Genomic DNA, 26219 nt, shown 5'->3' with positions numbered 1-26219 from the left:
GCAGTTAACTATTTCTTTACGTGCAAACCGCACTCTTTGCTGGTCGGATCTTCCCACCACCAGCGACCGGCACGGATATCTTCACCCATGGCGACGGCACGCGTACAAGGTGCACAGCCAATGCTGGGGTAAAACTGGTCATGCAGGGCGTTGTAAGGCACTTCATGCAACCGGATATAGGCCCAGACTTCTTTTTCTGTCCAGTCACTAAGCGGGTTGAATTTTTCCAGTTTGTTGCCTGCGTCAAATTCACGGACAGGCAAATTGCTGCGGGTGGTGGCTTGTTCAGCACGCATGCCGGTGATCCAGGCTTGTTTGCCAGCCAGTGCACGTTGCAGCGGCTCCACTTTGCGCATATGGCAGCAGGCCTTACGCAGTTCTATGCTGTCATAGAAAGCATTGATGCCCTGGGTACGCACATACTGTTCTACGGCTTCATGCTTGGGGAAAAACACCACCGGTTTGGTGGCATAGGTGTGCTCAACTTCGCCCATCAGGGTGTAGGTTTCTGCGGGCAGTCGACCTGTGTCCAGTGAAAAAATCTCGATGGGCAGGGCCTCTTTGGCGATCAGGTCAGTCAACACCATGTCTTCAGCGCCATAGCTATTGGCAAAAGTGATGGCCGCAAACTCTGCCGCAGCAGACTGAAGCAGGGCTACTACTTGGGCGCGCTTGGCCTGGACAGAAGCAACCAGGGCTTCTGTCAGCTCAGGGCGTGTCGCAGGATTGCTGGCTGCCGGTTTGAGCATGCTGACGCCGAAACTCATGCGCGCTGTATCCTTCTCCACACTGGCACATCACCTACCGCACCCTGATAGGGCTGGCTGAAGTCATTCAGGCTGGCCAGTGCATCTTCGGCCGAGCGGTCAGCACGAATTAAAAAGCTGGTGAAGCCTGCGCGCTTGTGAAAGAACAATTGATCACGCAATACATCGCCAATCGCGCGCAATTCGTTTTTAAACCCGTAACGCGTGCGTAGCCAGTTGCCCAAGGTGAAAATGCGGCCATCGGCAAAGCGTTCCACATAAATCGCAATGATTGGCAAGGTATTCAAATCTGCAAATTCGGCTTGCAGTGTCTCGGCTGTTTCGTTGGTGGCCAGCACAATGCCGAGCTCGCCAGCCGCCAGGCGCGCTTGCAACTCTGCCTTGCGGGCCTGCCAGACAGCGAGCGGCACCAGAATTTTGCCCGTGGCTGGAATCTGCGTATTCGCAATTTGTTCTGGACTATAGGTTTGCTCGCCAGTCAGTTTGAACAGCACGACTTTCCCAGCCTGCTTGCGGACAGACTCTTCAGCCGGGGCCGGTGGGACCACGCGGGTCCAGGTATCTGCCACAATGCTGGCCTGGCCGTTGCTGCCCAGTTGAATTAATTGACTCATTATGCAGACTCCTTCTCAGCGTAGACGTGGGCCTTGAACGGCGCTACGCCCAAACGACGTACCGTGTCGATAAAACGCTCTTCGTCGCTACGCTCACGCACATAGACCTCAATCAGGCGCTTGACTACGCCTGGCATTTCTTCTGCCGAGAATGAAGGGCCGATCACGGTACCTATGCTGGCATCATTGCCTTGCTTGCCACCAATGGTGACCTGGTACCACTCCGAACCATCCTTATCCACACCCAGAATGCCGATATGGCCGACATGGTGATGGCCGCAGGCATTCATGCAACCAGAGATATTGAGCTCAAGGTCACCGATTTCATACAGGTAGTCCAGATTGTCGAACTGCATCTGAATGGCTTCGGCAATCGGAATCGATTTGGCATTGGCCAGGCTGCAGAAGTCACCGCCAGGGCAGCAGATAATGTCCGTCAGCAAGCCGATGTTAGGCGTGGCCAGACCGGCTGCGCGGGCTTTTTCCCACACGGCAAACAGGTCGGACAATTGCACGTCGGCCAGAATCAGGTTTTGCTCGTGGGAGGAGCGCAGCTCGCCAAAACTGTAGGCATCGGCCAAGTCAGCCACCACGTGCATTTGCTCGCTGGTGATATCCCCAGGCGCTTTGCCGTGTGGTTTCAGTGACAAGGTCACCGCGCGATAGCCTGCAACACGGTGCGCATGGACACAACGTTTGACCCAGGCAGCAAATGCCGGATTGCTGGCTACGGCAGCATCAAAAGAGGCATCATGCGCTGGTAATGTTTTGTATGGCATGGGCTCAAAGTAATGCGCCACGCGGTCTAGTTCGGCTTGAGTGATGGTGAGTGGGCCGTCTTTGAGGTGGGCCCATTCCTCATCTACCTGGCGTCTGAATTCATCAATGCCCAGCGCCTTCACCAGAATCTTGATGCGGGCTTTGTAGATGTTGTCACGACGGCCGTGAATGTTATAGACACGGATCACCGCTTCGCAGTAAGACAACACATGTTGCCATTCAAGATGTTCGCGAATCACGGTGCCCAGGATCGGTGTACGGCCCAAGCCACCACCCACCCAGACTTTGATCGCCATCTGGCCTTGTGCGTCTTTGTAAAATTCGAGGCCAATGTCATGCGCCTGCACAATCGCACGGTCTTGTTCAGTGCCTGAGACGGCAATCTTGAACTTGCGTGGCAACAGGGCGAATTCAGGGTGGAAGGTACTCCACTGGCGCATGATTTCAGCAATGGCGCGTGGATCAATGATCTCGTCGGGCGCAATGCCGGCAAACTGGTCGGTCGTGATATTACGGATGCAGTTGCCTGAGGTTTGAATGGCGTGCATTTCTACGGTCGCCAGCTCAGCCAGAATCTCCGGGGTGTCTTCCAGTTTGGGCCAATTGAGCTGCAAGTTCTGACGGGTACTAAAGTGACCATAGCCACGGTCATAGCGCTTGGCAATGTCTGCCAGTTTGCGTAATTGTTTGCTGGACATGAGTCCGTAAGGTACGGCAATCCGCAGCATCGGTGCATGGCGCTGAATATACAGGCCGTTTTGCAGACGCAGCGGGCGGAACTCTTCATCCGTGAGTTCGCCTGCCAAATAGCGGCGGGTCTGGTCGCGGTACTGGGCGACACGTTCATTGACAATTTGTTGGTCTATAGGATCGTATTTGTACATGCTTGAGTCACTTTGTTCGCAAAAAGCGAAGAGGCAGTATTTTAATGGAAAACTAGCTTAAAGCCTACATAAATCAATATCATAGCCAAGGCAATACGTACCCAGTGTTCTGCAACACGTGAGCTCATATGGCTACCCAGGTAAATGCCCGGTATGGAACCGATCAGCAAGGTGCCGAGTAACTGGTAGTCTATGGTGCCCAGGGAGGCATGGCCTAGACCTGCCACCAGCGTCAGCGGGACGGCATGCGCAATATCACTGCCGACAATCGTGGTGATTTTTTCCTTGGGATATAACAGAATCAGCGCTGTTACCCCTAGCGCGCCCGCACCGACCGAGGTCAGCGTGACCAGCGCGCCCAGTACCACCCCGAGTAATACGGTGGCCGGAGGTACGTAATGGGCTGGAATCCATTCGTCTTTGGAGACTAAGGCGATTAATTTGTTACGTAACAGCACGGCCGCTGAGGTTACCATCAAGGCAATGCCTAACCAGAATTTGATTGTGGATACCACTTCGCCTGACTGTAAATCCATGCTGTGCAAGGCCCACAGGGTTAACAGAGACGCTGGAACGCTACCCATGGCCAAGCGTTTGACGATACGCCAGTCAATATTCCCCAGTTTGCCATGCGCAAAAATCCCCACAGATTTTGTGATCGAGGCATAGAGCAGGTCTGTCCCTACGGCGACGGCGGGCTTGATGTTATAAATAAGCAACAAAATCGGCGTCATTAACGAGCCGCCGCCAACGCCCGTCAGACCAACCAAAAAGCCCACGACAAAGCCTGCCAATATGTATCCGAATTCCATGAGGAGTATCTTGAAAAGTTAAGCGCGGCATCATAACAAGTTTTTAAGTGTTGATTTAATAATAAATTCTTCTATGATATAGCTTTTGGTTATAAAGGGTGATCTATGAAGTTTCACCAGTTACGCTATGTGCATGAGGTGGTGCGGCAGCATTTGAATATTTCTGCTGCCTCTGAGGCATTGCATACCTCCCAACCTGGGGTCAGCAAGCAAATCCAGCTGTTAGAAGAAGAGTTGGGATTGCAGATTTTTCAGCGTAATGGCAAACGCCTCATCGGCGTGACTGAGCCTGGCCGTAAAATTGTCGAGCTGGCCGCACGTGTCATGCTGGATATGCAGAATATCAAACGGGTGGGCGACGAATACAGCCGCGAAGACAGTGGTGAACTGACCATTGCCACTACCCATACGCAAGCGCGTTATCGCCTGCCTGCTGCAGTCAAGCAGTTCATGGCGCAGTATCCCAATGTGAAATTGACGATTCATCAGGGCAACCCGTCGCAAGTCACCGAACAGGTTGCTGCCGGAGAAGCCGATATCGGCATTGCGACCGAGAACATCAGCAAGGATGAGCGTTTGTCGTGCTTACCATGCTACAGCTGGAACCGGTGCCTGGTCGTGCCGTCGCAACATCCCTTGCTGGAAAAGAAAACCATCAGCCTGAAAGATTTGGTCAACTATCCGCTGATCACCTATGACTTTGCCTTTACTGGCGGCACACTGGTGTCTAAAGTCTTTCACGATGCCGGTCTGCAGCCCAATGTGGTGTTTACGGCGATTGATGCAGACGTGATCAAAACCTATGTCAATCTGGGGCTGGGTATTGGGTTGATTGCCAATATGGCTTATGAGGAAACCCGCGATGCACCGCTAAAAAGTCTGGACTGCAGCCATCTATTTCCTGACAGCACCACTTATCTGGGTGTGCGCAGGGATGCTTTTTTGCGTGATTACATGCTTAACTTTATTACCATGCTGTCACCGCAATATGACAAGCGCAGTGTGCAACGGGCCTTGCATCAGGACTTGTGATGCGCGTCACATTGGTCTGCGTAGCGGCATGCTGTAATGCTGCATAGTCTTCACAGATAGAGAGGTCTTTCATGCGTTTAAGTCACCTCAAGGGATGGTGTTGCCTCTGTTTTTTGATCCATTGCTCAGTTTGGGCCGCGCCGGCGCATGTCCGTGTCATTGGTCATGGCATGCCAGACGTGGATCTCGATAACGCCATTTATGAAGTGCCGGTGCAGCCTGGCGTGAGCTACCAGGATCTGGTGGATAGCCTTAAATCGCTTTCTGAGGGCATGAATTTTGTAAACCCTGCCAACTTCCCGATTGGTGACCATATGAAGCAGCGCGGCCAGGATCCGCAAGGCATCAAAGAAGTCCGCACCTTTTGTAACCTGAGCATGGGTACCGAAATTATCCTCGATCACCCCGAATTTCTGGTGTTTGCGCCTTGTCGCCTGGCCATTTATGAAAAGCCGGATGCGCACGGCAAGCGGCAACTTTATCTGGGCCTGGACAGACCCACGCATGACTTGAAAAATATCAAGCATCCCACCGCCAGGGCGCAAGCCTCGGCACAACAGCTTGAAAATGCCTTGATTGAGTTGATGGAAAAAGCCCGACGTGGGGATTTTTGATAGTTCTTATAAAAACATTTTTTAACCACAGAGAACACAGAGGCCACAGAGGGAGCAGCATCAATCCGCTATGTTCTGATTTACTGTGGTGCACACTCATCGCTTTTCTCGGTGTTCTCTGTGGCTAAAAGTTTTTTAAACGATTTCTCATGTAAGGCAAAACAACAATCTTCCCCTTTTTAGAGCCATCCCCTATACTCAACTTAACTTTAATTGTTAAGAGTGCATTCCATGGTTCAACCTATGCTCATCGCAAAAAATAATGACATCGAAAGTGTGATGCTGCCCAAAATGGCCAACCGTCATGGCCTGATCGCCGGGGCTACCGGGACAGGTAAAACGGTCACTTTACAAAGCCTGGCGGAGCAGTTTTCGCGTATTGGTGTGCCGGTATTTATGGCTGATGTGAAGGGCGATTTGTCTGGCATGAGTCAGGTTGGCGGTGGCAACGCCAAGGTGGAGGCGCGTGTGCAGCAGCTGGCGCTGACTGGCTATGCGAATAAAGCATATCCAGTCATGTTCTGGGATATGTTTGGTGAAAAAGGCCATCCGGTGCGCACCACCTTGAGTGAGATGGGGCCGTTGCTGCTGGCACGCATGCTGAACCTTAATGAGGTGCAGGGCGGTGTCTTGAATGCGATTTTCAAAATCGCCGATGACAATGGCATGCTGCTACTGGATTTAAAGGATTTGCGCGCCATGGCGCAACATTGTGCCGAAAATGCCGCCACCTATCAGACCCAGTACGGCAATATTTCTACCGCCAGTGTTGGTGCCATTCAGCGTGCCTTGTTGCAGCTGGAAACCGAAGGTGGTGATGTGCTGTTTGGTGAGCCAGCCTTGAATCTCGAAGACATGATGCAAACCGATGGCAAAGGATTGGGATTTATCAATATTCTGGCTGCGGATAAGCTGCTAAATTCGCCACGCGTGTATGCGACGCTTTTGCTGTGGTTGCTCTCCGAGTTGTTTGAAAAACTGCCTGAAGTCGGTGACCTGGATAAGCCAAAACTGGTGTTTTTCTTTGATGAGGCGCATTTGCTGTTTAATGATGCGCCGACCATTCTGATGCAAAAAATCGAGCAGGTAGTGCGCCTGGTGCGCTCCAAAGGCGTGGGCGTCTACTTTGTGTCGCAAAACCCGCTGGATATTCCGGATGTGGTGTTGGGTCAATTGGGTAATCGGGTGCAGCATGCCTTGCGCGCGTTTACCCCGCGCGACCAGAAAGCGGTACAAGTGGCGGCTCAAACCTTTCGTGCCAATCCCAAGCTGGATGTCGCCACAGCGATTACCGAGTTAGGCGTGGGCGAGGCGCTGGTATCATTTTTGGATGAAAAAGGCGCGCCGACGCCGGTTGAGCGCGTGTTTGTCTGTCCACCCGAGAGCCGGATCGGACCGGCGACCGATGTGGAGCGCAAGCAGGTGATGGCGCTGTCTCTGGTGGCGGGTGTTTACGACAAGCTGGTGGATCGTGAATCTGCGTATGAGATTCTCAAACAGCGGGCAGAGCAGGCCAGTGCTGCGACGCAGGCACAACAACAGGAAGAAAGTTCAGGCTTTGATTTGGGCGGCATTCTAGGCGGTAAAACCAGCCGCTCAGACTCGGTGCTGGAGTCTGCGGCCAAATCAGCCGCGCGCGCCATCGGTTCACAACTAGGGCGGGCGATTATCCGTGGCGTGCTAGGCTCCATCATGGGGAATGGCAAAAGCAAGCGTTAACCGTGAAGTCAGTCAGGAAGAGACATGCTCAGTGATATCGCGATCGCCCAGGCCGCCACGCTAACGCCCATCGTTAACATAGCCAGCAAACTTGGGCTGGTGGCGGACGATGTGCATGCCTATGGTCAGCATATGGCCAAACTGACGCAGGCCACCGTCAACCGCTTGCAGGCGCAACCTGCCAAAGCCAAACTGATCCTGGTCTCGGCGATCAATCCGACCCCGGCAGGCGAAGGCAAAACCACGACCACGATAGGATTGACCGATGCCTTGAATCAGGCCGGGTATCAGGCAATGGCTTGTTTGCGTGAACCCTCTTTGGGCCCGGTGTTTGGGATGAAAGGCGGGGCGACCGGCGGCGGCTACGCGCAGGTGGTGCCAATGGAAAATATTAACCTGCATTTTACCGGTGATTTTCATGCCATCAGTGCGGCCAATAATTTGCTGGCTGCCCTTGTAGATAACCATATATATCAGGGCAATGCGCTGCAGTTTGACACCGTCAGCTGGCGCCGCTGTATAGATATGAATGATCGCGCCTTAAGACGGCTCACGCTGGAAAATAATACCCATACCGGCTTTGATATCACCGTCGCCAGTGAGGTGATGGCCATTTTTTGCCTGGCGACCGATCTGGCCGATTTGACGTCTAGACTGGGAAGGATTCAGGTCGGCTTGAGTGCAGCAGGCAGCCCGATTCTGGCGAGTGACTTGCAGGCTGAGGGCGCCATGGCTGCCTTGCTTAAAGATGCTTTTCAACCCAATCTGGTACAGACCCTGGAAGGGTCGCCGGCGCTGGTACATGGGGGACCGTTTGCCAATATTGCCCATGGATGTAATTCTCTGGTGGCGACAAAGACCGCCTTGCGCCTGGCGGATTATGTGGTGACTGAAGCTGGCTTCGGTGCCGACCTCGGTGCAGAAAAATTCATGGATATCAAATGCCGCCAGTCTGGCCTGCGGCCGGATGTGGCGGTGATCGTTGCCACGGTGCGCGCCTTGAAATATCACGGGGGGGTGGATGTGGCGGACTTGAACCGCGAAAACCTTGCCGCTCTACAGGTAGGCGTGGCCAACCTTCGCAAGCATGTGACGAATTTACGCCAGCATTTCAATTTGCCGGTGGTGGTGGCGCTGAATCATTTTACCGCGGATACCGAGGCCGAAATCGCGTTAGTACAGGCAGCCGTGCAAGCCTTGGGCGCCAGTCTGCATGTCTGCCATCACTGGGCACAGGGCGGCGCCGGGGCGATTGCGCTGGCGCACGCGGTGGCTGACCAGGCCCAACAAGCATCGACGCCTTCGTTATTGTATGCAGACGATTTGTCCCTGACTGAAAAGCTAGACACTATTGCGCAAAAACTCTATGGCGCCAGCGGGGTGACCTTTAGTGTGCTGGCACAACAGCAACTTGCCCGTCTGGCAGAAGTCAGCCAGGGCCTGCCGGTGTGTGTCGCCAAAACGCAGTATTCGTTCTCGTGTGACCCCAAGTTGCGCAATGTGCCCGCGGATCATGTATTGCATGTGCGAGAGCTGCGTTTGTCGCGTGGTGCAGGCTTTGTCGTCGCTATCTGTGGAGACGTGATGACCATGCCCGGCTTGCCCAAACAGCCCGCCAGCAGCCGGATTAGCGTCGATGCAGATGGTAGAATACAGGGGTTATCCTGAAGTCTGTGTCATGCAAACGTTTAGCCAACTCGGTCAAGCCGATCAAACCATCAATAAATCCCGCTTTATCGCCCGCGCCAAGCGCTGTGAAAACGAGCGCGAACTGGCCCTGTTTTTACGTCAGTTTGCCAGCGAGCATCAAACTGCCGGCCACTTGGCGTATGCGTTTCGCATGAAAACTCCAGAGGGCATCGTCGCGCGGTTTTCAGATGCCGGTGAGCCGGCAGGCACGGCGGGTAAACCCATCATGCAAATGCTGGATGGGCAGAATTATGTCAATTGCTGTGTGGCGGTGGTGCGCTATTATGGTGGCATCAATTTAGGCACTGGCGGTTTGGTGCGCGCGTATGGTGGCACGGCCAAGCAGGCCATGGATCAAGCCGGAAACATGCCTTTCGTCGAGATGGTGCAACTGAAGATCTCAACCAGTTATAAACGGGTAGATGAACTGACCCGCGAAGTACAAAAGTGCCAGGGCGAAATTCTGGACAAGCAGTTTGATGAGGCTGTGCATTTTCTACTCAAGCTGCCCATGGATGCCGCCCAACAAATACGCGCCAAGTTTTAGTCGCGCAATAGACTGAACAACTGAGGAACCGGAGTTCGACGTGAACCAAACCCAACGACTGGATACTGCCACCTGTTTGCTCATGGTAGGGTTAATGTGGCTGGTATTGCAGGTGCAATTATTGCCCGCGTTACTGGTCGGCATGCTGGTGTTTGAGCTGATTCATGTCATTTCGCCGCTGATTGCACGCAAATTGCCGGGTAAATATGCCAAATGGCTGGCAGTCATGCTGATTGCCACGCTAGTGATCGGCCTGCTGGTTGCCTTGGGCATGGGGATTGTAACGCTGATCCGCAGTGACAGCGGCGGTTTGGCCATGTTGTTTGATCAACTGGCTAAAATCATTGAAGACTCGCGCAAAGTGTTGCCGCCTTGGCTCAACGAGCGTTTGCCTGATGATGCGATTACCTTGCAGCAAACCGTGATTGAGTGGTTACGTTCACATTCGGCAGATTGGCAATTGCTGGGCAAGGAGGCCGGGCATCATCTGGCGCATATTCTGATCGGCATGGTGATCGGGGCCATGGTCGCCTTGCATGATGTGCAAACACACGGTAACCATAAACCGCTTGCGCAAAGCCTGCTCAATCGCATCACGCTGTTTGCGCTGGCGTTTAAAAATATCGTGTTTGCGCAGGTGAAAATTTCCGCGGTCAACGCCAGCCTGACCGCGATTTACCTGATCGTGATTTTGCCGTTGTGCGGTGTACATCTACCATTCACCAAGACCATGATTGCGATTACCTTTTTGGTTGGCTTGCTGCCTGTGGTGGGCAACCTGATGTCCAATACTGTGATTGTCATAGTCAGTACCAGTCATTCCTTTGTGATCGCCATGGGCTCGCTGGCTTTTCTCATCGTCATTCACAAGCTGGAATACTTTTTAAACGCGCGTATTGTTGGCGGGCAAATCCGCGCGCACGCCTGGGAGTTGCTGGTCGCCATGTTACTGATGGAGGCCACCTTTGGGCTGCCGGGCATCGTCGCTGCGCCGGTTTACTATGCCTACCTTAAAAGCGAGTGTCGGGCACGGGAGTGGGTTTAAGGGCTGCAATGTCTGGATATTCGGTAAAAACATTAATCAGCCATGGCGGTCATGCTCAGATTTGTCAGTCTGGCCTGACGTGGTCGGAGGTTGAAACAGATGACCCGAACGGGCCATTGTGGCGGCTTAACCAGACAAGTATTCTACACACATCGCAAGGACACAAGAAATGACAGGGTTTAATCTAAAAGTATTATGGTTTGGATTGCTCATCCTGCTCATTGTCAGCATTTTGGATGCTTTTGTGTAATTGTGGCGTGTTTTTCAAGTTTAAAGTCTCTTTGGCCCCGACTCGTCGGGGCTTTTTCTTTTTGTCTTTTTGGGATAGCGCGCTGCGGTTATGGTGCTTTGGCCAGGCGGCTGCCAGTGCGCGCTTCATCGTTGAGTGTTTTTAAAAAGGCCACAATCGCGTCGATCTCCTTTGCATCCAGCGGAGCGGGGTCACCAGGCTGCTGGCCAAATGGGGCTTTCATCTCGATATTGTCTTGATACTTTTCTGGCAGGTCATTGAATTTGAGGCGCTTGCCGGTACGGTCATGCGGATACCATTTTTCTGGCGCGGTATCGCGTTCGGCATAAAAGCGCACGGCATCTCTGAGGGTGTGTACCACGCCATTATGGAAAAAGCTTTTTTTGCGCGCCACATTGCGCAGCGTCGGCACCTTAAACAAGCCACAGTACTCTGCATTCAAATCCTGTCTGGCTGGGCCGCACAAGCCGAGGTCGTAATAGTGCCGGTCATGATTTTGCGCGATGTGTGGATTGCGTGGCAGACCCAGCGCAGCATAGCCATGATCGGTAAATTGCGGCAGGGCACCATGGACGACTGCTGCCTGGTGACAACTGGTACAGTTGCCTTTGTTGGGATCCATAAATAAGCGTAGGCCTTTTTCTTCCAATGGGGTAAAGCGGGCCTGGCCTTGCATGACGTGATCAAACTTGCTGGAATAGGGCGCAAATTCTGTCGCGTCTTGCTGGTAGGTTTGCAGTGCCAATAAAACCGCATCCGTGATGGCGGCGTCGGATTGCAAGCTGGCCGTGCCAAACAACTGGCTGAACGCCTGAGGATAAGCCTTGCGTATTCTTTTGGTCAGCAGGCTCGGTGTCGAGGCCATTTCATTGCTCGAAAACAAAGGGATTTTTGCTTGCTCGGCCAGTGTATTGACGCGGCCATCCCAGGTAAAACCGCCTGCCGGACCATTATCCAGGCCAGGCTGTAAGCCTTCATCTTCCGTGTAGTGTTCTGTGAAAGGCGGGGTCGATTGCAAGTACATCAGGGTAGGCACTGCCCGCGTCCCCATTAACTGTATATGGTCACCGCCCTTTTGAACCGGCTGCGGGTTGCCTGGCGTAAACGCGTGCTGGGCCTGATGGCAGCTGGCACAGGATAACTTGCCCGAAGCCGATAGTTGCGCATCATGAAACAGACGTTTACCCAGCGCCGTCAATGCCTGAGTGCGTGAGGTGGGTGACAGTTTAATGGCCGCCTGGGGTTCTTGTACCAGCGGCGGGACTAAGGCTTCATCTTCCTGAGCTGTCAATTGCAAAGAAGAGAAGCAAAGCACGGTCAGCAATAATGTTTTCAAGTTGAGCATGGCTGTGAATGAGGTGAGTAAAAAAGCGGATAAACAGGCTGCTCATCCGCTTTGTTGGGCACAGAAATGTGATTATTTGGACTGGCGTCTGCGCAGCATCAGGCCAGTCAAGCCCAGGCCGGCCAGCATCATCGCAGTGTTGCTGGCTTCTGGGACTGCAGCGGCGGTTACGCGTACAGCCGTGCCGGACAGCGCGCTGATGGTCACACCTGCATCGGTACTTTGGAACATATTGCTGGTACTGGCGGCATCTTGTGTGTCAACCAGTGCACTGTAGCCAGTCGCGCCAAATTGACCGGAACCAAAGATGATGTCATAGCTGCCTGCGGCCAGATGAACGGTGCTGCCCAGTGAAGCGAGTTGATCGCCACCGGTCGCTGCAAAGACGGTATGTGCCAGGCTGTTGGCGCCCAGGGTGCTGCTATTCCAGTCACCGGCTCTGACGATCGCCCCAAAGATATTGCCATCGGAGAATTGGCTGAAGTTACCGCCAATGTAGGAAATATCCATGCTGCTGCTCAAGGTAAGGCGTACACCCAGATAATCCGTGTTATCGATGATGTAACTACCGAAAGCGGCAGATTCGCTCACATAGTCAGCACTTGAAAACACGATGGTAGGGGTGGCCGCAACACTGCTGTTGGATGCGAAGGTGAAGGCCAGCAGGGTGGCAAAGCCCAAAGATTTGATCATGATTCTTCTCCAGAAGTTAAGATTCAGTCAGCGCAATTGGGGATACCCAACTGCGCCGTATGTTGTAATGATTAGAATGCCAGGGCGTTGGTCAGGTCGCCCATGATGTTGGCACCATTGCTTTGCAAGGTTTCATCACGCTTTTTCAGGCCGTCCAATGGCGGCAGTGAGTAGCGGTGTGTGATAAAACGCAAGGCAGAACCGGTGTCATACTGGGTATGATCCACGGCGCCTTTTTTGGCAAAAGGTGAAATGATCAAGGCCGGAATACGTGTGCCTGGCCCGATCAAATCGCCTTTAGGAGGCACGGCATGGTCAAACTGGCCGCCAAATTCATCATAGGTAATCAATACCAGGGTGTTATTCCATTGCGGGCTGTTTTGCAACTGGCTGATGATGGTCATCACTTCATCATCCGCATTGGTGACGTTGGTATAGCCTGGGTGCTGGTTCAGGTTGCCAATCGGTTTATAGAACGACACGGCTGGCAAGGTGCCTTGTGTAATGTCATTCAACAAATCTGCACGGTCTTGCAGGTGGCTGTTACGGTAGGTGCCATGGGCCACTGGGTCAAAATTTGCATAGTAGTTAAATGGCTGGTGATGGGCCTGAAAGTCGCCATGGGTCGCATCTGCCACGCCAAAGCTGTTTGACTTGTAGACATTGCCGCGATCATTGACCGCATCATTCCAGCCGCCTGAGTACCATTTCCAGCTGATTTGCTTGCTATCCAGCAGGTCTGCAATGGTGGTGATGGTTTGTGCTGGTAAGGTGGTGGAAGCCGATGGATTGGCGTACAGCAGCTGGTTACCTGAGGCGCTGGTCACCGGCGCATTGCCACTGGGTTGGAATGGTGGCTGCATGGTGTTCACGGCGCGATAGCCATCACCCGCACCAAAGTAGTCCAATGGGGCAATATTGCCGCTCTTGAATGAGGTGTTGGTCGCGTTGGTGCCAATCGCAGAGGCGCTCATGGAGCTGTTGCGGGCCAATTGTGGCACGCCGTTGACTGGGGTAGTCAAGACGTTGAGAGAAGCTTTGTTATTGGCGACGGTATCAGCGGAAATTGCCGGTGCGCAAGCGCAGACCAGATACTGGTGGTTCAAGAATGAACCGCCGTATGCGGCCTGGTAAAAGTTATCTGCCAGGGTGTACTTTTTCGCCAGCCCCCACAGTTGCATTTTGCTACCATCAAAATAACCCATGGATAAACCACCGGCATCACTAAAGGCCGCATAAAGGTTATTCTGGCCGCCATTGATTTGCATGGCGTTCTCAAAAAAGCGGTGATACAGATCGCGGGTGATGTTGTTACCAGTCACCAGGCCATAGCCAAACTGGTCACTCGTGGCATCGACCTGAAAGGGCGCATTGGGCCACACCCCAGTGGTTTGTGCCTGGGTGATGGTCTGGCCAGCGGTGTTTTTCTGGCCATTGGCCAGCATGCCACCCCAAGCCGGTGGCAAGGTGGTCAGCGTCGTGGTGTAGTCTCGGTCTACCTGTTTGATCGCTTTAGCTTGCGGTGTATTCAGGCCGTTGGCGCCTGGATATTTGCCAAACAGATTGTCAAAACTGCGGTTTTCGAGGTAGATCACGACAAAATGCTCGATTTTGTCCAGATTTAGACGGTTGCTCAGCGCTTTATTCAGATTGCCTTTGCTGCCAGCCTCACGCACCGCTTCGGCAAGGCGATTTTGCAGCTCATCGTTTTCGGTCATCAGGCTGTCAAGGTCGGCGCCAGTGCTCGTTTGTGTGAAGTCAGCTTCGAGCTGTGATCCGCTGACGTGTAGTCTGGCGGCCAGACGATCGCGTGCGGTCATGTAATCAAGATTGCTGCCTTCCATGAGCGCCAGGATTTCGGTGCTCAACGCACTGACAACGGTCGTGTTTTCGGCAGCTGCGCGGTACACAGACTTCCCTGCTTGCGCCACCAGAGCACCATGGCCTGCCAGGTTAAACTCGCCGTTGGCATTGGTCTGTGTGCTGACTTCACCGCTGTCACAGCGAGCATTCAGGTTGGCGTCAATGCAAACCAGGGTATTGGCAAGCTTGGCGCCATGCAAGCCGATCACAACACCAGAGGTGCTGGCCGCGGCGAAAGCTGGTCCGCTTAAGGCCATCCATACTGCAGCAGAAATTGGTAACAAACGAAAAAAATTCATAAATCATCCCCATATCAAGAGCACAAGAACAATTCTTGAGCCCGGAAATCGTAACCTGGCTGTGTAACAGGCATTCAGTGGTCCTGCGCCCGAAACGTAGCTCATCATGACTAGTGGGCGTGATGGTTTTATGAAGGTTGCGTGAACCCAACACTGGCTTACATTTTTTAATGTTTTAGGGGGTGTTGAACAGCTTAAAACTAGTCAGGCATGTCACATAAATTTCATGTTTCCGTAACCTGTCTGACACAGAGTTTTTCAAGAATGCATGGGCTAACACAAGCAAATGACTTGTGACATGACAAGCACTTAACCGTGTACAAAAACGTAATATAACCATCTGCGAGAGGATGAATGATGACATTGAAACCTTGGCTCATGGCTGGGTTGATGGGAGCGACTTTGCTCTCTCAAGCACACGCCGCTGAATTAATCCAAAATGGTGGCTTCGAGGTGCAGGGCGTAGACGCCTATGACATCGTCGGCTGGCAAGTGGCTGAAGCTGGCATCCTTGGTAGCGTACTGGCACAGCAAGGCACCACGACTGAAGTCACCGGAAACACCACCGTTGGCGCTTATCAGGGCACACATTACGGTTTGCTTGATAATAACGGCCTGGCCAGCAACATCTTGTATCAAAACTTTACGACGTCGGCGGTCAGCCAGGCGACCTTGACCTTCCAAATGTTTGTCAACAATCAGTCAGTCAGCAGTGCTGTCGATGCAGGTGGCCTTGATTACACCGTTGACGCAACCGATCATCCAAACCAGCATGTCCGTGTGGATATCTTAAAGGCGGGCAGTGATCCTTTTTCTACCAGCCAGGGCGATGTCCTGCAGAGCCTGTATCTGGGCGGTGCCAATGGCACGCTGGCTGCCAACAACTACCTGAGCTACCAGTTTGACCTGACCTCCATCCTGTCTGGCGGTGGCCAATTCATGTTGCGCTTCGCCAGTGTCGCCAACCAGGGTTCTCTTCAACTGGGCGTAGACAATATTAGCTTGCAAACGGCTTCTGCAGTCCCTGAAGCGGATACCAATGCCTTGATGCTGGTGGGGCTTGGTTTGATTGCCGCCATTATGCGTAGACGCGCACAATAACTTATAACGAATATCTTTGAGGAAACAATCATGCAACTGTTTAACTTAAAACGTACTGCTCTGTTGGCCATGCTGCTGGGTACACAAGTCTCCCTGACACAACCTTTGATGGCTGAGGAAAACGCCCAGTTCTGGCTCAACGATGGCGCAGCAAGCCTGAGCGACAGTAAAAAACTGGTACCGAATGCACGCAAAGCCAAAAACGTGATTTTGTTTGTCGGCGACGGTATGGGGATTTCGACGGTCACTGGCGCGCGTATTTTTGAAGGTCAGCTCAAAGGCAAGGATGGTGAGCGCAACAAACTGTCTTTTGAAGAGTTCCCTTATGTGGCCCTGTCCAAAACTTATTCGACCAACCAGCAGACCTCTGACTCTGCACCGACCATGACCGCCATCATTTCTGGCGTGAAAACCAATGACGGCATCATTTCATTGAACCAGTCTGTTCCGCGCAATGAGGCTAACCCTGCCGTGATCAATGCGAATAAAGTAACCACCCTGCTGGAACAGGCCGAGCAAGCTGGCAAAGCCACCGGTGTGGTGTCGACTGCCCGTATCACGCATGCCACCCCGGCAGCCACCTATGCACATATTTCCAACCGTGACTGGGAAGCCAATGCTAACCTGTCAGCGGCGGCGGCTAGCAATGGCGTCAAGGATATTGCTGCACAACTGATTGATAACTTTGGTAATGGCAAGCTTGGCGATGGCGTTGATGTCGTCTTTGGCGGTGGCCGTAGTTACTTTTTGCCTAACAGTATTAAAGATATCGAAGGCGCCAAAGGCCGCCGTACCGATGGCCGTAACCTGACGCAAGAATATGTGAACAAGTTTGGTGGCGTCTATATCGAAAATCAATCGGCATTCAATGCCTTGAATCCAGCCACGACCAATAAAGTCTTGGGCTTGTTCAACCCCTCCCACATGGAATACGAGCAAGACCGTCCGAACGATATCGCTGGTGAGCCTTCTTTGGCAGAGATGACGGGCAAGGCCATCGACATTTTGAAGAAAAACCAGAATGGCTTCTTCCTGATGGTGGAAGGTGGCCGGATTGACCATGCTTCTCATGCAGGCAATGCTTACCGTACCTTTAAAGATGCGGTGGCGCTGTCAGATGCGGTGCGTGAAGCGGCTTCCAAAGTGAATCTGAACGACACTTTGATTATTGTCACAGCTGACCATAGCCACACCCTGACCATAGGCGGCTATCCAAAACGTGGTAACCCGATTTTGGGTAAAGTGGTTGAGCCAGGTAAAACCACGCCAACCCTGGCGGCTGATGGCAAGCCTTACACCACCGTGAGCTTTGCCAACGGCCCAGGCTATCACACTAACTCACCAGGTGATGCGGTTTACAATGAGGCGATTGCTGCAGGCCGCGTGGTCGACATGTCAGGCGTGGATACTGAGGACCCAGATTTCCACCAGGAGGCACTGGTGCCACTGAGCTCTGAAACGCATGCTGGTGAAGAGGTTGCGATTTATGCCGTCGGCCCTAAAGCCTATCTGGTCCATGGGGTACAAGAGCAAAGCTACATTTATCAAGTCATGAAAGATGCATTCGGTTTTTAATCGACTGTCTTTAGAATAGACCTGAACATCAATTGGTTTAACAGTGGGGCAGCGCAAGCTGCCCTCTGCCTTTAGTAAGAAATGGAATCATCATGAGATTGAAACAAACCGCTGGCTGTTTTGCGCTGGTGATGGCGATGATAAGCGCTGGCGCGCAGGCCGAAGAAATCATCACTGCACGCTATGACACCGTGCAGTGCGCCTTGCCATGCCAGGCCGATGCCGCCAAGCACTTGCAATGGTGGCTGATGCGTGACCAGGATGAGGTGGAAATTCGTCAGTTGTATCAAAATGGCGAGCCAGCTCACCACAGCAGCTTGTGGCAGAAAAAACCGGGTGGGCAATTCAGCTATATTTACCTGATGCATGACGAGCAGCGCACCATTGATTACAGCGATGTGGATTTAAAACTGCTGGCGATCAAAATGGATGAAGCCACATGGCAACTGAAGACGCAATTGGTCACCGATGCCGAGTTGGCCAGCCTGCAAAAAGTGGCAGACGAAGCCAGCGAACAGTATGGCTATGCTATTGAGAAGTACAGTGGCACCTTGGGCAACGGGATCCGTAGTCAGGTCTGGTGGATTCCAGCCTTGAAATTGCCCTACAAGGTCGAATATACCTATCCACAACACACGGTCAGCATACAGTTGCAGGCGTTGCAACCGGCAGCCAAGCCTGGTCAGCCCGTCGAAATCGCGCCCAAAACCTCTTTGACTGCGTTGAGCCAGTACCAGCATGTAGATTATGCCGATTTGGGCGATATGGAACACAACCCTTCCGAAATGCAATGGCTGGCCAAAGCGCACGATGCGCCTGGCTTGCAGTCGCATCATCATTAGTCGCGTCGGCCTGATCGCTAGCGATGTCTGGACTGCATGCCCAGGCATCGCAAAGAATACGTGTTGATTGCTCTGATCGCATGGCGCATGCGATGGGCTTGCCGCCCGGCGGCCGAATTTGCAGCCGGGCAGTGTGGCCCTCCCAGTCATCGGCTATAATGCCTGCATGACGTTTCAAATTATTCAGCTTCTTTTATTAGTGGTGATTATTGCCATGCTGGTGTGGCAGTCTCGCAGGCAACAACAGGCTGCGCAGCAGGCGCTGGCACAGTTACTGGCGCAGCAGCTTGAAGAGAAACACCGCATGATGATGCAGGAGATGCACCAGTCACTCAATCATCTGGCTGATCGCTTGCAAAGCCTGAATACCGACCAGCAAGACCGTTTGCGGGCGCAATTGTCGCAAGAGCTGACCGCGACGCGTGAAGCGATGCAGGCGTTACAGGTTGCCCAGCGCGACCACTTGAGCCAGAGCACTGAACAACTCAGCCTGAGCTTGCGTAATGGCTTGTCCGAGCAGGGCATTGCCCAGCAAAACTTGCTTAAAACCGCCTTGCAAACAACGACTCAAAGCTTGACGCAAAGCATTGAAGCACTGACCAAAGTCGTCGATGGCCGCCTGGAGGAGATGAGTGGCAAGGTGTCTATTCGCCTGGAAGAAGGGTTCAAGAAAACTAACGAGACCTTTGTGAGTGTGATGGAGCGACTGGCCACCATTGATGAGGCCCAAAAGAAAATTGATGGTCTCAGTGTGAATGTGGTCAGTTTGCAGGAACTGTTGGGGGATAAGCGCAGCCGCGGTGCTTATGGGGAAGTGCAACTGGAAGGGCTGATCCGCAATGTGTTGCCCAATAGCAGTTTTGCCATGCAACATACGCTGAGTAACGGTGCACGCGTGGATTGTGCTTTATTTTTGCCCGAGCCAACTGGCACAGTGGCCGTTGACAGTAAATTTCCGCTGGAAAACTACCATCGCATGATAGATAGCAGCCAGGGCGATCTGGTGCAGGCGCAAGCCGCCAAGCTGTTCAAGGCTGACATCAGAAAACACATTGATGATATCAGCAGCAAATACATCATCGCCAACGAGACCTCCGATGGCGCGGTCATGTTTATCCCGGCTGAAGCGGTGTTTGCCGAGATTCATGCCTATCATAGGGATGTGGTCGATTACGCGATGCAGAAACGCGTGTGGCTGGTGTCGCCGACCACCCTGATGGCGGTGCTCAATACGGCACGCGCAGTGCTCAAAGATGTGGAGATGCGCAAACAGGTGCATATCATCAAAGACGAGCTGGGCAAATTAAGTAAAGATTTTGACCGCTTTGATACCCGCATGAAAAAACTGGCTGATAATATCCGGCAGGCGCATGAAAATGCGCAAGACGTGCATATCAGCAGCCAGAAGATTTCCAGACGCTTCGCCCAGATTGAAAAAGTCGAGCTGGCAGAGGCTGGTCTGGAAACGCTGGAATTGCTGGACGAATTAGACGAGGTTGGAAAGAGCACCCCTACATGAAGATCACCATTTTATATTTTGCACGCATCAAAGAGGTGGTGAATTACTCCTCTGAAGACGTAGAGCTGCCGGATGAGATAGAAACCATCGTCGCACTCAAGTCCTGGTTGTCTGGCCGCGGCGAGACCTGGCAAAAACTGTTTAACGGTAGCGGGGTGGTACGTGCGGCTATCAATCATGAGCTGGTCGATGATATGGCAACCTTTGATGAAGGTGATGAGGTGGCGTTTTTTCCACCTGTGACCGGAGGCTGATTTGAGCAAGCCACCATTTCTGGATATTTCTGTTCAGTCTGAGGATTTTGACCTGGCCAGCGAGTTGCAGCGCTTGCGTCTAGCCTCGCCAGAGGCCGGTGCGCTGGTGAATTTTGTCGGCTGGGTAAGAGAGCACGCCAGTGAGGGTCAGTTAAGCCAGATGTTAATCGAACATTATCCTGGCATGACCGAAAAGGCCTTGCAGGGTATTGCGCAACAGGCGGCCAGTCGCTGGCCATTGCTCGGGGTGCGTATCATCCACCGTGTCGGCCTATTGGCTGCTCAGGCGCAGATTGTGCTGGTGGCCGCTACCAGCTTGCACCGCCAGGCAGCCTTTGAAGCCTGTGCCTTTATGATGGACTATTTAAAGACCGATGCGCCGTTCTGGAAAAAAGAAATCGGCGCGTTTGGCGAACACTGGGTAGAAGCCCGTGCCTCTGATGAACAAGCAAAACAACAATGGAAACAGCCCTAAATGATGCAAGTCCTCAGTCCTGAAGAAATGACCGTTTCCTACAAACTGTCACCCATGTCATTTGAGTCCACCGCCGACCTGCTGGATGCGAGTGAGCTTAGCCTGACCGACTACGGCTGGAAACTACAGCCAGAAGCACAGAAAACACTGATGATGGGCCTGTCGCTGCAACAGGATGGCTGTAATGTGCTGGTGCTGGGGACGCCTGGTTCTGGTCGAGCCGGACTCACACTGGCGGCGATGAAAGCCTCTGCCATGACCGGGATTGATACCACGCTGACCGACCTGGTGGCGCTGTATGATTTTAGCCAGCAATCCTGCGCCAACTACATCAAGCTGCCGGCCGGGCTGGGCGCCCAGTTGCGGACTGTGATGGAGTCGTTTATCAAGTCGCTGGTGGCAGAGATGCAGCAATGGGTGGATGCCAATGGCCAGGTCAATTTTTCGCAGGCCGAAACCTGGCTTGAGGAGCGCGTGGATGGTTTGCGCTCGCAATTAAGCAGTGCCAAGTTATCGCCATTTTTTAATCTGATCAAACCCGAGGTGCTGGGGTATTTGCAAGCCTGGCAGCAAGTCGGCAGTGAGGGCGACAGCGGCACTGACGGCTTGGTCAATGACGGCTTCTTATCGCGTTTTCGGGTAAATCTGCTGGTCGATCAGCGCGCTAACCTTACCTCCGGCATCAAGCAGCCTGTGGTTGAGGACAAAGACCCCGGCTTTGCCGCCTTGTTTGGCATGCTGGAAACTGCCGCAGGGGAATCGGCGCAATGGCCGGAGTTCTTACGCTTGCGTGCCGGCAGTGTGCACCAGGCCGATGGAGGCATGTTGCTGCTGCATTTACGTGATCTGATGCAAGACGAAGGCAACGGCAGCGCCTTGCTCGAAAAGCTTTACCGTCTCATGCGTAACCGCGAGGTGCAGATTGAAGACTGGGCAAACCATGCGCAGCAAGGGGCTGGTGGCAATCGTCATGGCGCCTTGCCGGTCCATGTCAAAATTGTCATGATTGCCAGCCGCGAAGATTATTACGACTGTCTTGAAGCACAGCCCGATTTCTTTGACTTCTTTCCGGTAAAAGTCGAATTTGAGGACCGCGTTGCCGCCACACTAGACAATTATGCCTGGGTGGCCGGCTATATTGCGCGTAAATGCCAGCAACAGGTGATGCCGCATTTTACGAGCGCGGCGGTGAATGTGCTGTTGCAGTTCATGCACAGGCTGGAAGAGGACCAAGGCCGTATCAGTACGCGCTTTGTGCATCTGGATCAGCTCATGCATGAGAGTGCTGCGGTGGCTGCTGAAGCACGTCTGGTGACCGATGCGCATGTCAAGCAGGCCCTGTCTGCGCGCTTGTTGCGTCAGCAGTTTTTTGAAACACAGATTCGTGACTCGATTATTGATAATGAGTTATTGATACAGGTGCATGGCAGTGTGGTCGGGCAGGTCAATGGCCTCACGCATATCGAGTTGGGCGATGCCAGTTTTGGTTCGCCTATCCGGATTACCGCCCGTTGTTATCCAGGCCGCAGTGGCGTGATCAATATTGACCGCGAAGTGAATATGAGCGGCCCTACGCATGACAAAGGCATTTATATTCTGCAAAACTGGCTCAGTGCCAGTTTTTGGGCGTTGGCACCGTTGAGCCTGAACGCTTCGCTGGTGTTTGAGCAAGAATATAATGGCGTAGAAGGCGACTCTGCCTCCTGTGCCGAATTGTTTGCGCTGTTATCTGCGCTGACTGGCTTGCCGATCAAGCAAGGCATGGCCGTCACCGGCGCCCTCAACCAGTTTGGCGAAGTGATGCCGATTGGTGGCGTCAATGAAAAAATCGAGGGCTATTTCCGCGTCTGCCAGGCCTTGGGCTTAAACGGCGAGCAGGGTGTTATTATCCCCAAACGTAACCAGCGTCACCTGCTGCTGGATGAGACCGTCGTCACGGCCGTGAATAATGGCATGTTCAAAATTATTGCTATTGACCATGTGCTGGAAGGCATTGCCCATCTGACCGACTGCGAAGCCGGCGTGCAAGAGGCGGATGGCACCTATCAGGGTGATACGCTCATGGCACGCGCGCAAGCTGCACTCGCCAGCTACCGGCAAACGCTGGAACGTAATCAGGCACGTATGGCCTATATCCAGCAACAACAAGACCATCAACATTTCTGATTTATGCCACGCACGCATCACCGCAAGCAAGAGGCACCGCCAGAAAAAGACGACGGTTGCCGTCTAGACAAATGGCTATGGGCCGCCCGTTTTTTTAAAACACGCAGTTTGGCGGCCGACGCTGTCGAGGCCGGCAAGGTGCGCATTGATGGCGACCGCGCCAAAAATGCACGCGAAATGAAGCCTGGCATGCGCGTGAGTATTAAAAACAAGGATATGCAGATAGAGGTGGAAGTGCTGGCGCTCAGTAATGTACGGCGCGGCGCGCCCGAAGCCGCCTTGCTATACCGCGAGACTGAAGAAAGCCAACGAATACGCCAGCAGATGAAAGAGAGCGGTGCGGAGCATTTTGCCGAGCGCGACCGTGGCATGGGGCGTCCGACCAAGCGTCAAATGCGCGATATTCAGCGCTTTACTGGACGCGGTTAGTCTAGCTTGGCCTGCGGGCGCCATTGCTAAGGCCGGTTTTTGCCACCGCCTGTGCCCGGCAAGAAACATCCAGTTTCTGGAAAATGCGTTTGAGATGGTTTTTGACCGTATTGGCACTGATATGCAGGATCATGCCTATCTCCAGATTGGTTTTGCCACTGCGCACCCAATGCAGAATCTCCTGCTCGCGGTCTGATAACCCGCCTTGCGCCATACTGTCCAGCAGGTCCTCGTCTTTAATCACCGGTTTCAGGTGTCCAATACGGCGGATCGCCGCATCCAGGTGCGGCATGATCATGCCCAGCATCTGGTCTGGCACATGAAACTCTTTGGTGCGGTCAAAAAACACATAAATACAGTCTGATTTGCCACGGGTATCGCGTACGCCATACACCATGAGCGAATGCATTTTTATCAACTGCTGCGTGAACGGGTTGGGCGACTGTGCATGAATGCCCGTGGCATCAAAACGGTTAATCACAAACCATTTTTCGTCGTTTTCTACCCAGCGTTTGTACAGGTTGCACATCAGGTAGTTCACAATGGCAGAGTCTTCCAGTAAGCGCTGGGTAGACATTTCCGGGATTGCAGAAGAGACATCAAAATGCAGTTCGCCGGTGCTGAAGTCGCCCCACGCTGCCAATAGCGCATCGTGCCGCATCAGTGGATGAATGTCTTGTTTCAGCCATTGAAAGAATTCAATATGCCGTTTAATCGCATATGATTTCTGTATGGCTTGCAAAATGCCTTCCCAATGGGTTTGTTTTTTTTGTACCAGCATGCAATGACCTCAAACGGTAATGAGCAGGGCAGCATTGCCCGATGTTTCATGGTTTAAGGGTTTTACGGCATAGGCTGGCAATTCTTTAACCATGCATGTGGGAATCCTTGCAAAGTGCGCACTTGATATGGCGCAAGGGTTGAACGATTTGGCCACATCGTTTTCCTACTACTTGGGGCCTTAAGGTAAAATAAGGCTGGTGTGATGAGATGGCTTTAAGGTCCAGACATTCATGGGTATTCTGAAAAAACTTCCTGGTGGCGTGCGTTACCCTAGCTATAAAGAATGGCAGCTGCTCAAGAAACTGCCTAAATGGTGGCTATTGGGGAGCGTGGTGTTTGCTGCCCCCATTGCTTATGACTGGTGGCAGTCAGGTGATTTGCTGGCTCATGACCTGGAACGCAACTCGATGTTTTTGGGCTTGCTGTTTACCTTCTGGTTCTTTATCGGTGCCGCCATGATAGGCCTGATCGTGATCATTATCATGAAGGGGCCTGGCTACGTCGCTGACCCTTATTACCTGCCAAAAGAAGACAAATCCCTAGAGAATCCGCCTAAAACATAATCGCTTCTTGATCAATCCTTCAAAAAGGGTTTATAATCGCGTGCTTTGCAACCTTGCCACACTTTGATCAGGCATTCTTAAGTTTGATCCGAAGGTGGCTTTAACCATAAGGAAATCTCATGCGACACTATGAAATCGTGTTTATTGTTCACCCTGACCAGAGTGAACAAGTGCCTGCGATGATTGAGCGTTACCGCGCACAAATCACAGGTAATGGCGGCAACATCCACCGTCTGGAAGACTGGGGCCGTCGTCAACTTGCCTATCCAATCCAAAAAGTACACAAAGCGCACTACGTGTTGATGAACATCGAGTGCAGCCAAGAAGTGCTGGAAGAGTTGGAGCATGGCTTCAAATTTAATGATGCTGTATTACGTCACCTGACCATCGCGACGAAAACAGCGGTCACCGCACCAAGCCCAATGATGAAAGAGGAAAAATCCAAAACCATCGTTGGTGACGCACCTGCTGCTAGCACAGAGGCGGCTGCTTAAGTGTTGTGAATACGCTGGTGATTGCAGCGACGGTTCAAGCAGTTGAAACGTTGCGATACACACCGGCGGGCTTGCCCTTGTTGCGATTGCAATTGCAACATGATTCAGAGCAGCTAGAGGCTGGGATGAATCGGAAGGTGCAGTGTCAGTTACCCGCAGTGATTATTGGTGAAAAAGCCAATCTGCCATTGCAAAACGGCGATCAGATCAAAGTGAAGGGTTTTCTGGCACAGCGCAGTGCAAAAAGCACACAAGTGGTACTGCACATACAAGAGTTACAGCGAATACAGTATTAAAGAATTTAAGGAGTTTCACATGGCAAGAGATATGTACAAACGTCGCCGTTACTGCCGTTTTAGCGCAGAAGGCATCAAAGAAGTTGACTACAAAGACGTAGATCTGTTGAAAGATTTCGTTTCTGAAAACTTCAAAATCATCCCAGCCCGTATGACTGGTACCAAGGCTAAATACCAACGTCAATTGACAACCGCGGTAAAACGCGCACGTTTCCTGGCGCTGATGCCTTACACAGACAAACACCCAGGTTAATCGGCGGCTTAGGAGAACAACATGCAAGTAATCTTATTGGAAAAAGTAGCAAACCTGGGTTCCCTGGGTGACGTGGTTAAAGTGAAAGACGGTTACGGCCGCAACTTCCTGATCCCACAAGGTAAAGCAAAACGCGCGACCGAAGCGAACAAGGCAGTGTTTGCTGCTCAGCGTGCCGAGTTAGAAAAACAACAGGCAGACCTGTTGGCCGCAGCGCAAGCGCGTGGCGAAAAACTGGCTGGTTTTGTACTGACAGTCGCTCAAAAAGCGGGTGTGGATGGCCGTCTGTTCGGTTCCGTGACTAACATGGACATCGCTGAAGGCTTGCAAGCACAAGGCCACGAAGTGAAAAAAGCTGAAGTGCGCCTGCCAAACGGCCCACTGAAGACCATTGGTGATTTCGCTGTCAGCGTGGCATTGCACCACGACGTAGTGGTTGATATCACTGTGACTGTGACGCCAGAAGCCTAATCAGGCATCTGCATGCATGACAAGAAAAGGCTACTTCGGTAGCCT

General features: G+C 52.7%; 27 protein-coding genes. 19 read left to right on the top strand and 8 right to left on the bottom strand.

The window, feature by feature from the left end; genetic code table 11:
- Nucleotides 1–8: 8 nt before the first annotated feature.
- From GOC95_RS03150 to GOC95_RS03135, 4 genes are read right to left on the bottom strand one after another with little or no spacing between them, the layout of a single operon-like run.
- Nucleotides 9–767: a phosphoadenylyl-sulfate reductase gene (locus tag GOC95_RS03150; protein WP_275355696.1), complete on the bottom strand. Its 759-nt coding sequence runs from the start codon at nucleotides 765–767 to the stop codon at nucleotides 9–11.
- Nucleotides 764–1381 (bottom strand): DUF934 domain-containing protein, encoded by a 618-nt coding sequence (locus tag GOC95_RS03145; RefSeq protein WP_194748078.1) that lies wholly within the window; start codon nucleotides 1379–1381, stop codon nucleotides 764–766. Before GOC95_RS03145 ends, GOC95_RS03150 begins: the two co-directional genes overlap by 4 nt.
- Entirely contained in the window at nucleotides 1381–3045 is a 1665-nt protein-coding gene (locus GOC95_RS03140) for a nitrite/sulfite reductase (protein ID WP_275355694.1), read from the bottom strand. The genes GOC95_RS03145 and GOC95_RS03140 overlap by 1 nt, the downstream gene beginning before the upstream one ends.
- Nucleotides 3046–3086: 41 nt before the next feature.
- Nucleotides 3087–3857 carry a sulfite exporter TauE/SafE family protein gene (locus GOC95_RS03135; protein WP_194748074.1) on the bottom strand — a complete coding sequence of 257 codons (771 nt, stop codon included), beginning with the start codon at nucleotides 3855–3857 and terminating at the stop codon, nucleotides 3087–3089.
- Nucleotides 3858–3962: 105 nt separating this feature from the next.
- On the opposite strand from GOC95_RS03135, the gene GOC95_RS03130 reads away from it, so the two are divergent.
- The 6 genes from GOC95_RS03130 to GOC95_RS03105 all read left to right on the top strand — a co-directional run bounded on the left by GOC95_RS03130 (nucleotide 3963) and on the right by GOC95_RS03105 (nucleotide 10503).
- Nucleotides 3963–4889, top strand: coding sequence for a CysB family HTH-type transcriptional regulator (locus GOC95_RS03130; protein WP_194748072.1), 927 nt, complete (start codon nucleotides 3963–3965; stop codon nucleotides 4887–4889).
- Nucleotides 4890–4960: 71 nt separating this feature from the next.
- Nucleotides 4961–5503, top strand: a complete 543-nt coding sequence (locus GOC95_RS03125) for a DUF302 domain-containing protein (protein ID WP_275355692.1) — start codon at nucleotides 4961–4963, stop codon at nucleotides 5501–5503.
- Nucleotides 5504–5734: 231 nt separating this feature from the next.
- Entirely contained in the window at nucleotides 5735–7222 is a 1488-nt protein-coding gene (locus GOC95_RS03120; RefSeq protein ID WP_194748068.1) for a helicase HerA-like domain-containing protein, read from the top strand.
- A gap of 24 nt (nucleotides 7223–7246) precedes the next feature.
- On the top strand, nucleotides 7247–8890 hold the full coding sequence (locus GOC95_RS03115; protein WP_275355689.1) for a formate--tetrahydrofolate ligase: 1644 nt from the start codon (nucleotides 7247–7249) through the stop codon (nucleotides 8888–8890).
- 10 nt (nucleotides 8891–8900) lie between these two features.
- Nucleotides 8901–9458, top strand: a complete 558-nt coding sequence (locus GOC95_RS03110) for a YigZ family protein (protein ID WP_194748460.1) — start codon at nucleotides 8901–8903, stop codon at nucleotides 9456–9458.
- A gap of 40 nt (nucleotides 9459–9498) precedes the next feature.
- A complete protein-coding gene (locus GOC95_RS03105) occupies nucleotides 9499–10503 on the top strand; it encodes a hypothetical protein (protein ID WP_275355687.1) in 1005 nt (334 codons plus the stop codon).
- 338 nt (nucleotides 10504–10841) lie between these two features.
- Here the strand turns inward: GOC95_RS03105 and GOC95_RS03100 are convergent, their stop codons facing one another.
- From GOC95_RS03100 to acpA, 3 genes are all read right to left on the bottom strand, one after another.
- Entirely contained in the window at nucleotides 10842–12089 is a 1248-nt protein-coding gene (locus tag GOC95_RS03100) for a cytochrome c peroxidase (RefSeq protein WP_228518752.1), read from the bottom strand.
- A gap of 81 nt (nucleotides 12090–12170) precedes the next feature.
- A complete protein-coding gene (locus GOC95_RS03095; protein WP_194748062.1) occupies nucleotides 12171–12791 on the bottom strand; it encodes a PEP-CTERM sorting domain-containing protein in 621 nt (206 codons plus the stop codon).
- 71 nt (nucleotides 12792–12862) lie between these two features.
- Nucleotides 12863–14953 carry an acid phosphatase gene (acpA, locus tag GOC95_RS03090; RefSeq protein WP_275355683.1) on the bottom strand — a complete coding sequence of 697 codons (2091 nt, stop codon included), beginning with the start codon at nucleotides 14951–14953 and terminating at the stop codon, nucleotides 12863–12865.
- Nucleotides 14954–15307: 354 nt separating this feature from the next.
- On the opposite strand from acpA, the gene GOC95_RS03085 reads away from it, so the two are divergent.
- The 8 genes from GOC95_RS03085 (at nucleotide 15308) to GOC95_RS03050 (ending at nucleotide 23314) form a co-directional block, all read left to right on the top strand.
- Nucleotides 15308–16054, top strand: coding sequence for a PEP-CTERM sorting domain-containing protein (locus GOC95_RS03085; protein ID WP_275355681.1), 747 nt, complete (start codon nucleotides 15308–15310; stop codon nucleotides 16052–16054).
- Nucleotides 16055–16084: 30 nt separating this feature from the next.
- Nucleotides 16085–17629: an alkaline phosphatase gene (locus tag GOC95_RS03080; RefSeq protein WP_194748058.1), complete on the top strand. Its 1545-nt coding sequence runs from the start codon at nucleotides 16085–16087 to the stop codon at nucleotides 17627–17629.
- A 92-nt stretch (nucleotides 17630–17721) separates the two neighbouring features.
- The gene (locus GOC95_RS03075) at nucleotides 17722–18471 is read left to right on the top strand and encodes a hypothetical protein (protein WP_275355679.1); all 750 of its coding nucleotides are present in this window, start codon (nucleotides 17722–17724) and stop codon (nucleotides 18469–18471) included.
- Between the two features lie 166 nt (nucleotides 18472–18637).
- On the top strand, nucleotides 18638–19990 hold the full coding sequence (gene rmuC / locus GOC95_RS03070) for a DNA recombination protein RmuC (RefSeq protein WP_194748054.1): 1353 nt from the start codon (nucleotides 18638–18640) through the stop codon (nucleotides 19988–19990).
- Nucleotides 19987–20244 (top strand): molybdopterin converting factor subunit 1, encoded by a 258-nt coding sequence (moaD, locus tag GOC95_RS03065; protein WP_275355676.1) that lies wholly within the window; start codon nucleotides 19987–19989, stop codon nucleotides 20242–20244. The genes rmuC and moaD overlap by 4 nt, the downstream gene beginning before the upstream one ends.
- Before the next feature lies 1 nt (nucleotide 20245).
- On the top strand, nucleotides 20246–20719 hold the full coding sequence (locus tag GOC95_RS03060) for a molybdenum cofactor biosynthesis protein MoaE (RefSeq protein ID WP_228518750.1): 474 nt from the start codon (nucleotides 20246–20248) through the stop codon (nucleotides 20717–20719).
- Entirely contained in the window at nucleotides 20720–22885 is a 2166-nt protein-coding gene (locus GOC95_RS03055) for an AAA family ATPase (protein WP_275355674.1), read from the top strand. It begins immediately after the preceding gene.
- Between the two features lie 3 nt (nucleotides 22886–22888).
- A complete protein-coding gene (locus GOC95_RS03050) occupies nucleotides 22889–23314 on the top strand; it encodes an RNA-binding S4 domain-containing protein (protein WP_275355673.1) in 426 nt (141 codons plus the stop codon).
- A gap of 1 nt (nucleotide 23315) precedes the next feature.
- Here the strand turns inward: GOC95_RS03050 and epsA are convergent, their stop codons facing one another.
- Entirely contained in the window at nucleotides 23316–24095 is a 780-nt protein-coding gene (epsA, locus tag GOC95_RS03045) for an XrtB/PEP-CTERM-associated transcriptional regulator EpsA (protein WP_275355671.1), read from the bottom strand.
- 232 nt (nucleotides 24096–24327) lie between these two features.
- Between epsA and GOC95_RS03040 the strand changes: the two genes are divergently transcribed.
- From GOC95_RS03040 to rplI, 5 genes are all read left to right on the top strand, one after another.
- A complete protein-coding gene (locus GOC95_RS03040; protein WP_275355669.1) occupies nucleotides 24328–24660 on the top strand; it encodes a hypothetical protein in 333 nt (110 codons plus the stop codon).
- A gap of 119 nt (nucleotides 24661–24779) precedes the next feature.
- Nucleotides 24780–25154 (top strand): 30S ribosomal protein S6, encoded by a 375-nt coding sequence (gene rpsF / locus GOC95_RS03035; protein WP_194748042.1) that lies wholly within the window; start codon nucleotides 24780–24782, stop codon nucleotides 25152–25154.
- Between the two features lie 5 nt (nucleotides 25155–25159).
- The gene (priB, locus tag GOC95_RS03030; protein WP_275355667.1) at nucleotides 25160–25450 is read left to right on the top strand and encodes a primosomal replication protein N; all 291 of its coding nucleotides are present in this window, start codon (nucleotides 25160–25162) and stop codon (nucleotides 25448–25450) included.
- 19 nt (nucleotides 25451–25469) lie between these two features.
- Complete coding sequence (gene rpsR / locus GOC95_RS03025) at nucleotides 25470–25703, top strand: 30S ribosomal protein S18 (protein ID WP_024929836.1); 234 nt, start codon at nucleotides 25470–25472, stop codon at nucleotides 25701–25703.
- Nucleotides 25704–25724: 21 nt separating this feature from the next.
- A complete protein-coding gene (gene rplI / locus GOC95_RS03020; RefSeq protein WP_194748038.1) occupies nucleotides 25725–26174 on the top strand; it encodes a 50S ribosomal protein L9 in 450 nt (149 codons plus the stop codon).
- Nucleotides 26175–26219 lie beyond the last annotated feature (45 nt).

The sequence above is a fragment of the Methylophilus sp. YYY-1 genome (assembly GCF_029132825.1).
Taxonomy (GTDB): Bacteria; Pseudomonadota; Gammaproteobacteria; order Burkholderiales; family Methylophilaceae; genus Methylophilus; species Methylophilus glucosoxydans.
The sequence above is the reverse complement of the archived record's forward strand: the minus strand, read 5'-3'. Positions and strand labels throughout refer to the sequence as shown.

What these genes read in the sequence shown, in the direction of transcription:
- GOC95_RS03115 (WP_275355689.1), top strand. Translation starts at nt 7,247, where the DNA reads ATGCTCAGTGATATCGCGATCGCCCAGGCCGCCACGCTAACGCCCATC.
- rplI (WP_194748038.1), top strand. Translation starts at nt 25,725, where the DNA reads ATGCAAGTAATCTTATTGGAAAAAGTAGCAAACCTGGGTTCCCTGGGT.
- GOC95_RS03120 (WP_194748068.1), top strand. Translation starts at nt 5,735, where the DNA reads ATGGTTCAACCTATGCTCATCGCAAAAAATAATGACATCGAAAGTGTG.
- rmuC (WP_194748054.1), top strand. Translation starts at nt 18,638, where the DNA reads ATGACGTTTCAAATTATTCAGCTTCTTTTATTAGTGGTGATTATTGCC.
- moaD (WP_275355676.1), top strand. Translation starts at nt 19,987, where the DNA reads ATGAAGATCACCATTTTATATTTTGCACGCATCAAAGAGGTGGTGAAT.
- GOC95_RS03110 (WP_194748460.1), top strand. Translation starts at nt 8,901, where the DNA reads ATGCAAACGTTTAGCCAACTCGGTCAAGCCGATCAAACCATCAATAAA.
- GOC95_RS03040 (WP_275355669.1), top strand. Translation starts at nt 24,328, where the DNA reads ATGGGTATTCTGAAAAAACTTCCTGGTGGCGTGCGTTACCCTAGCTAT.
- rpsR (WP_024929836.1), top strand. Translation starts at nt 25,470, where the DNA reads ATGGCAAGAGATATGTACAAACGTCGCCGTTACTGCCGTTTTAGCGCA.
- GOC95_RS03135 (WP_194748074.1), bottom strand. Translation starts at nt 3,857, where the DNA reads ATGGAATTCGGATACATATTGGCAGGCTTTGTCGTGGGCTTTTTGGTT.
- GOC95_RS03140 (WP_275355694.1), bottom strand. Translation starts at nt 3,045, where the DNA reads ATGTACAAATACGATCCTATAGACCAACAAATTGTCAATGAACGTGTC.
- GOC95_RS03080 (WP_194748058.1), top strand. Translation starts at nt 16,085, where the DNA reads ATGCAACTGTTTAACTTAAAACGTACTGCTCTGTTGGCCATGCTGCTG.
- rpsF (WP_194748042.1), top strand. Translation starts at nt 24,780, where the DNA reads ATGCGACACTATGAAATCGTGTTTATTGTTCACCCTGACCAGAGTGAA.
- GOC95_RS03055 (WP_275355674.1), top strand. Translation starts at nt 20,720, where the DNA reads ATGATGCAAGTCCTCAGTCCTGAAGAAATGACCGTTTCCTACAAACTG.
- GOC95_RS03145 (WP_194748078.1), bottom strand. Translation starts at nt 1,381, where the DNA reads ATGAGTCAATTAATTCAACTGGGCAGCAACGGCCAGGCCAGCATTGTG.
- GOC95_RS03085 (WP_275355681.1), top strand. Translation starts at nt 15,308, where the DNA reads ATGATGACATTGAAACCTTGGCTCATGGCTGGGTTGATGGGAGCGACT.
- GOC95_RS03150 (WP_275355696.1), bottom strand. Translation starts at nt 767, where the DNA reads ATGAGTTTCGGCGTCAGCATGCTCAAACCGGCAGCCAGCAATCCTGCG.
- GOC95_RS03050 (WP_275355673.1), top strand. Translation starts at nt 22,889, where the DNA reads ATGCCACGCACGCATCACCGCAAGCAAGAGGCACCGCCAGAAAAAGAC.
- GOC95_RS03095 (WP_194748062.1), bottom strand. Translation starts at nt 12,791, where the DNA reads ATGATCAAATCTTTGGGCTTTGCCACCCTGCTGGCCTTCACCTTCGCA.
- GOC95_RS03075 (WP_275355679.1), top strand. Translation starts at nt 17,722, where the DNA reads ATGAGATTGAAACAAACCGCTGGCTGTTTTGCGCTGGTGATGGCGATG.
- epsA (WP_275355671.1), bottom strand. Translation starts at nt 24,095, where the DNA reads ATGCTGGTACAAAAAAAACAAACCCATTGGGAAGGCATTTTGCAAGCC.
- acpA (WP_275355683.1), bottom strand. Translation starts at nt 14,953, where the DNA reads ATGAATTTTTTTCGTTTGTTACCAATTTCTGCTGCAGTATGGATGGCC.
- GOC95_RS03130 (WP_194748072.1), top strand. Translation starts at nt 3,963, where the DNA reads ATGAAGTTTCACCAGTTACGCTATGTGCATGAGGTGGTGCGGCAGCAT.
- GOC95_RS03125 (WP_275355692.1), top strand. Translation starts at nt 4,961, where the DNA reads ATGCGTTTAAGTCACCTCAAGGGATGGTGTTGCCTCTGTTTTTTGATC.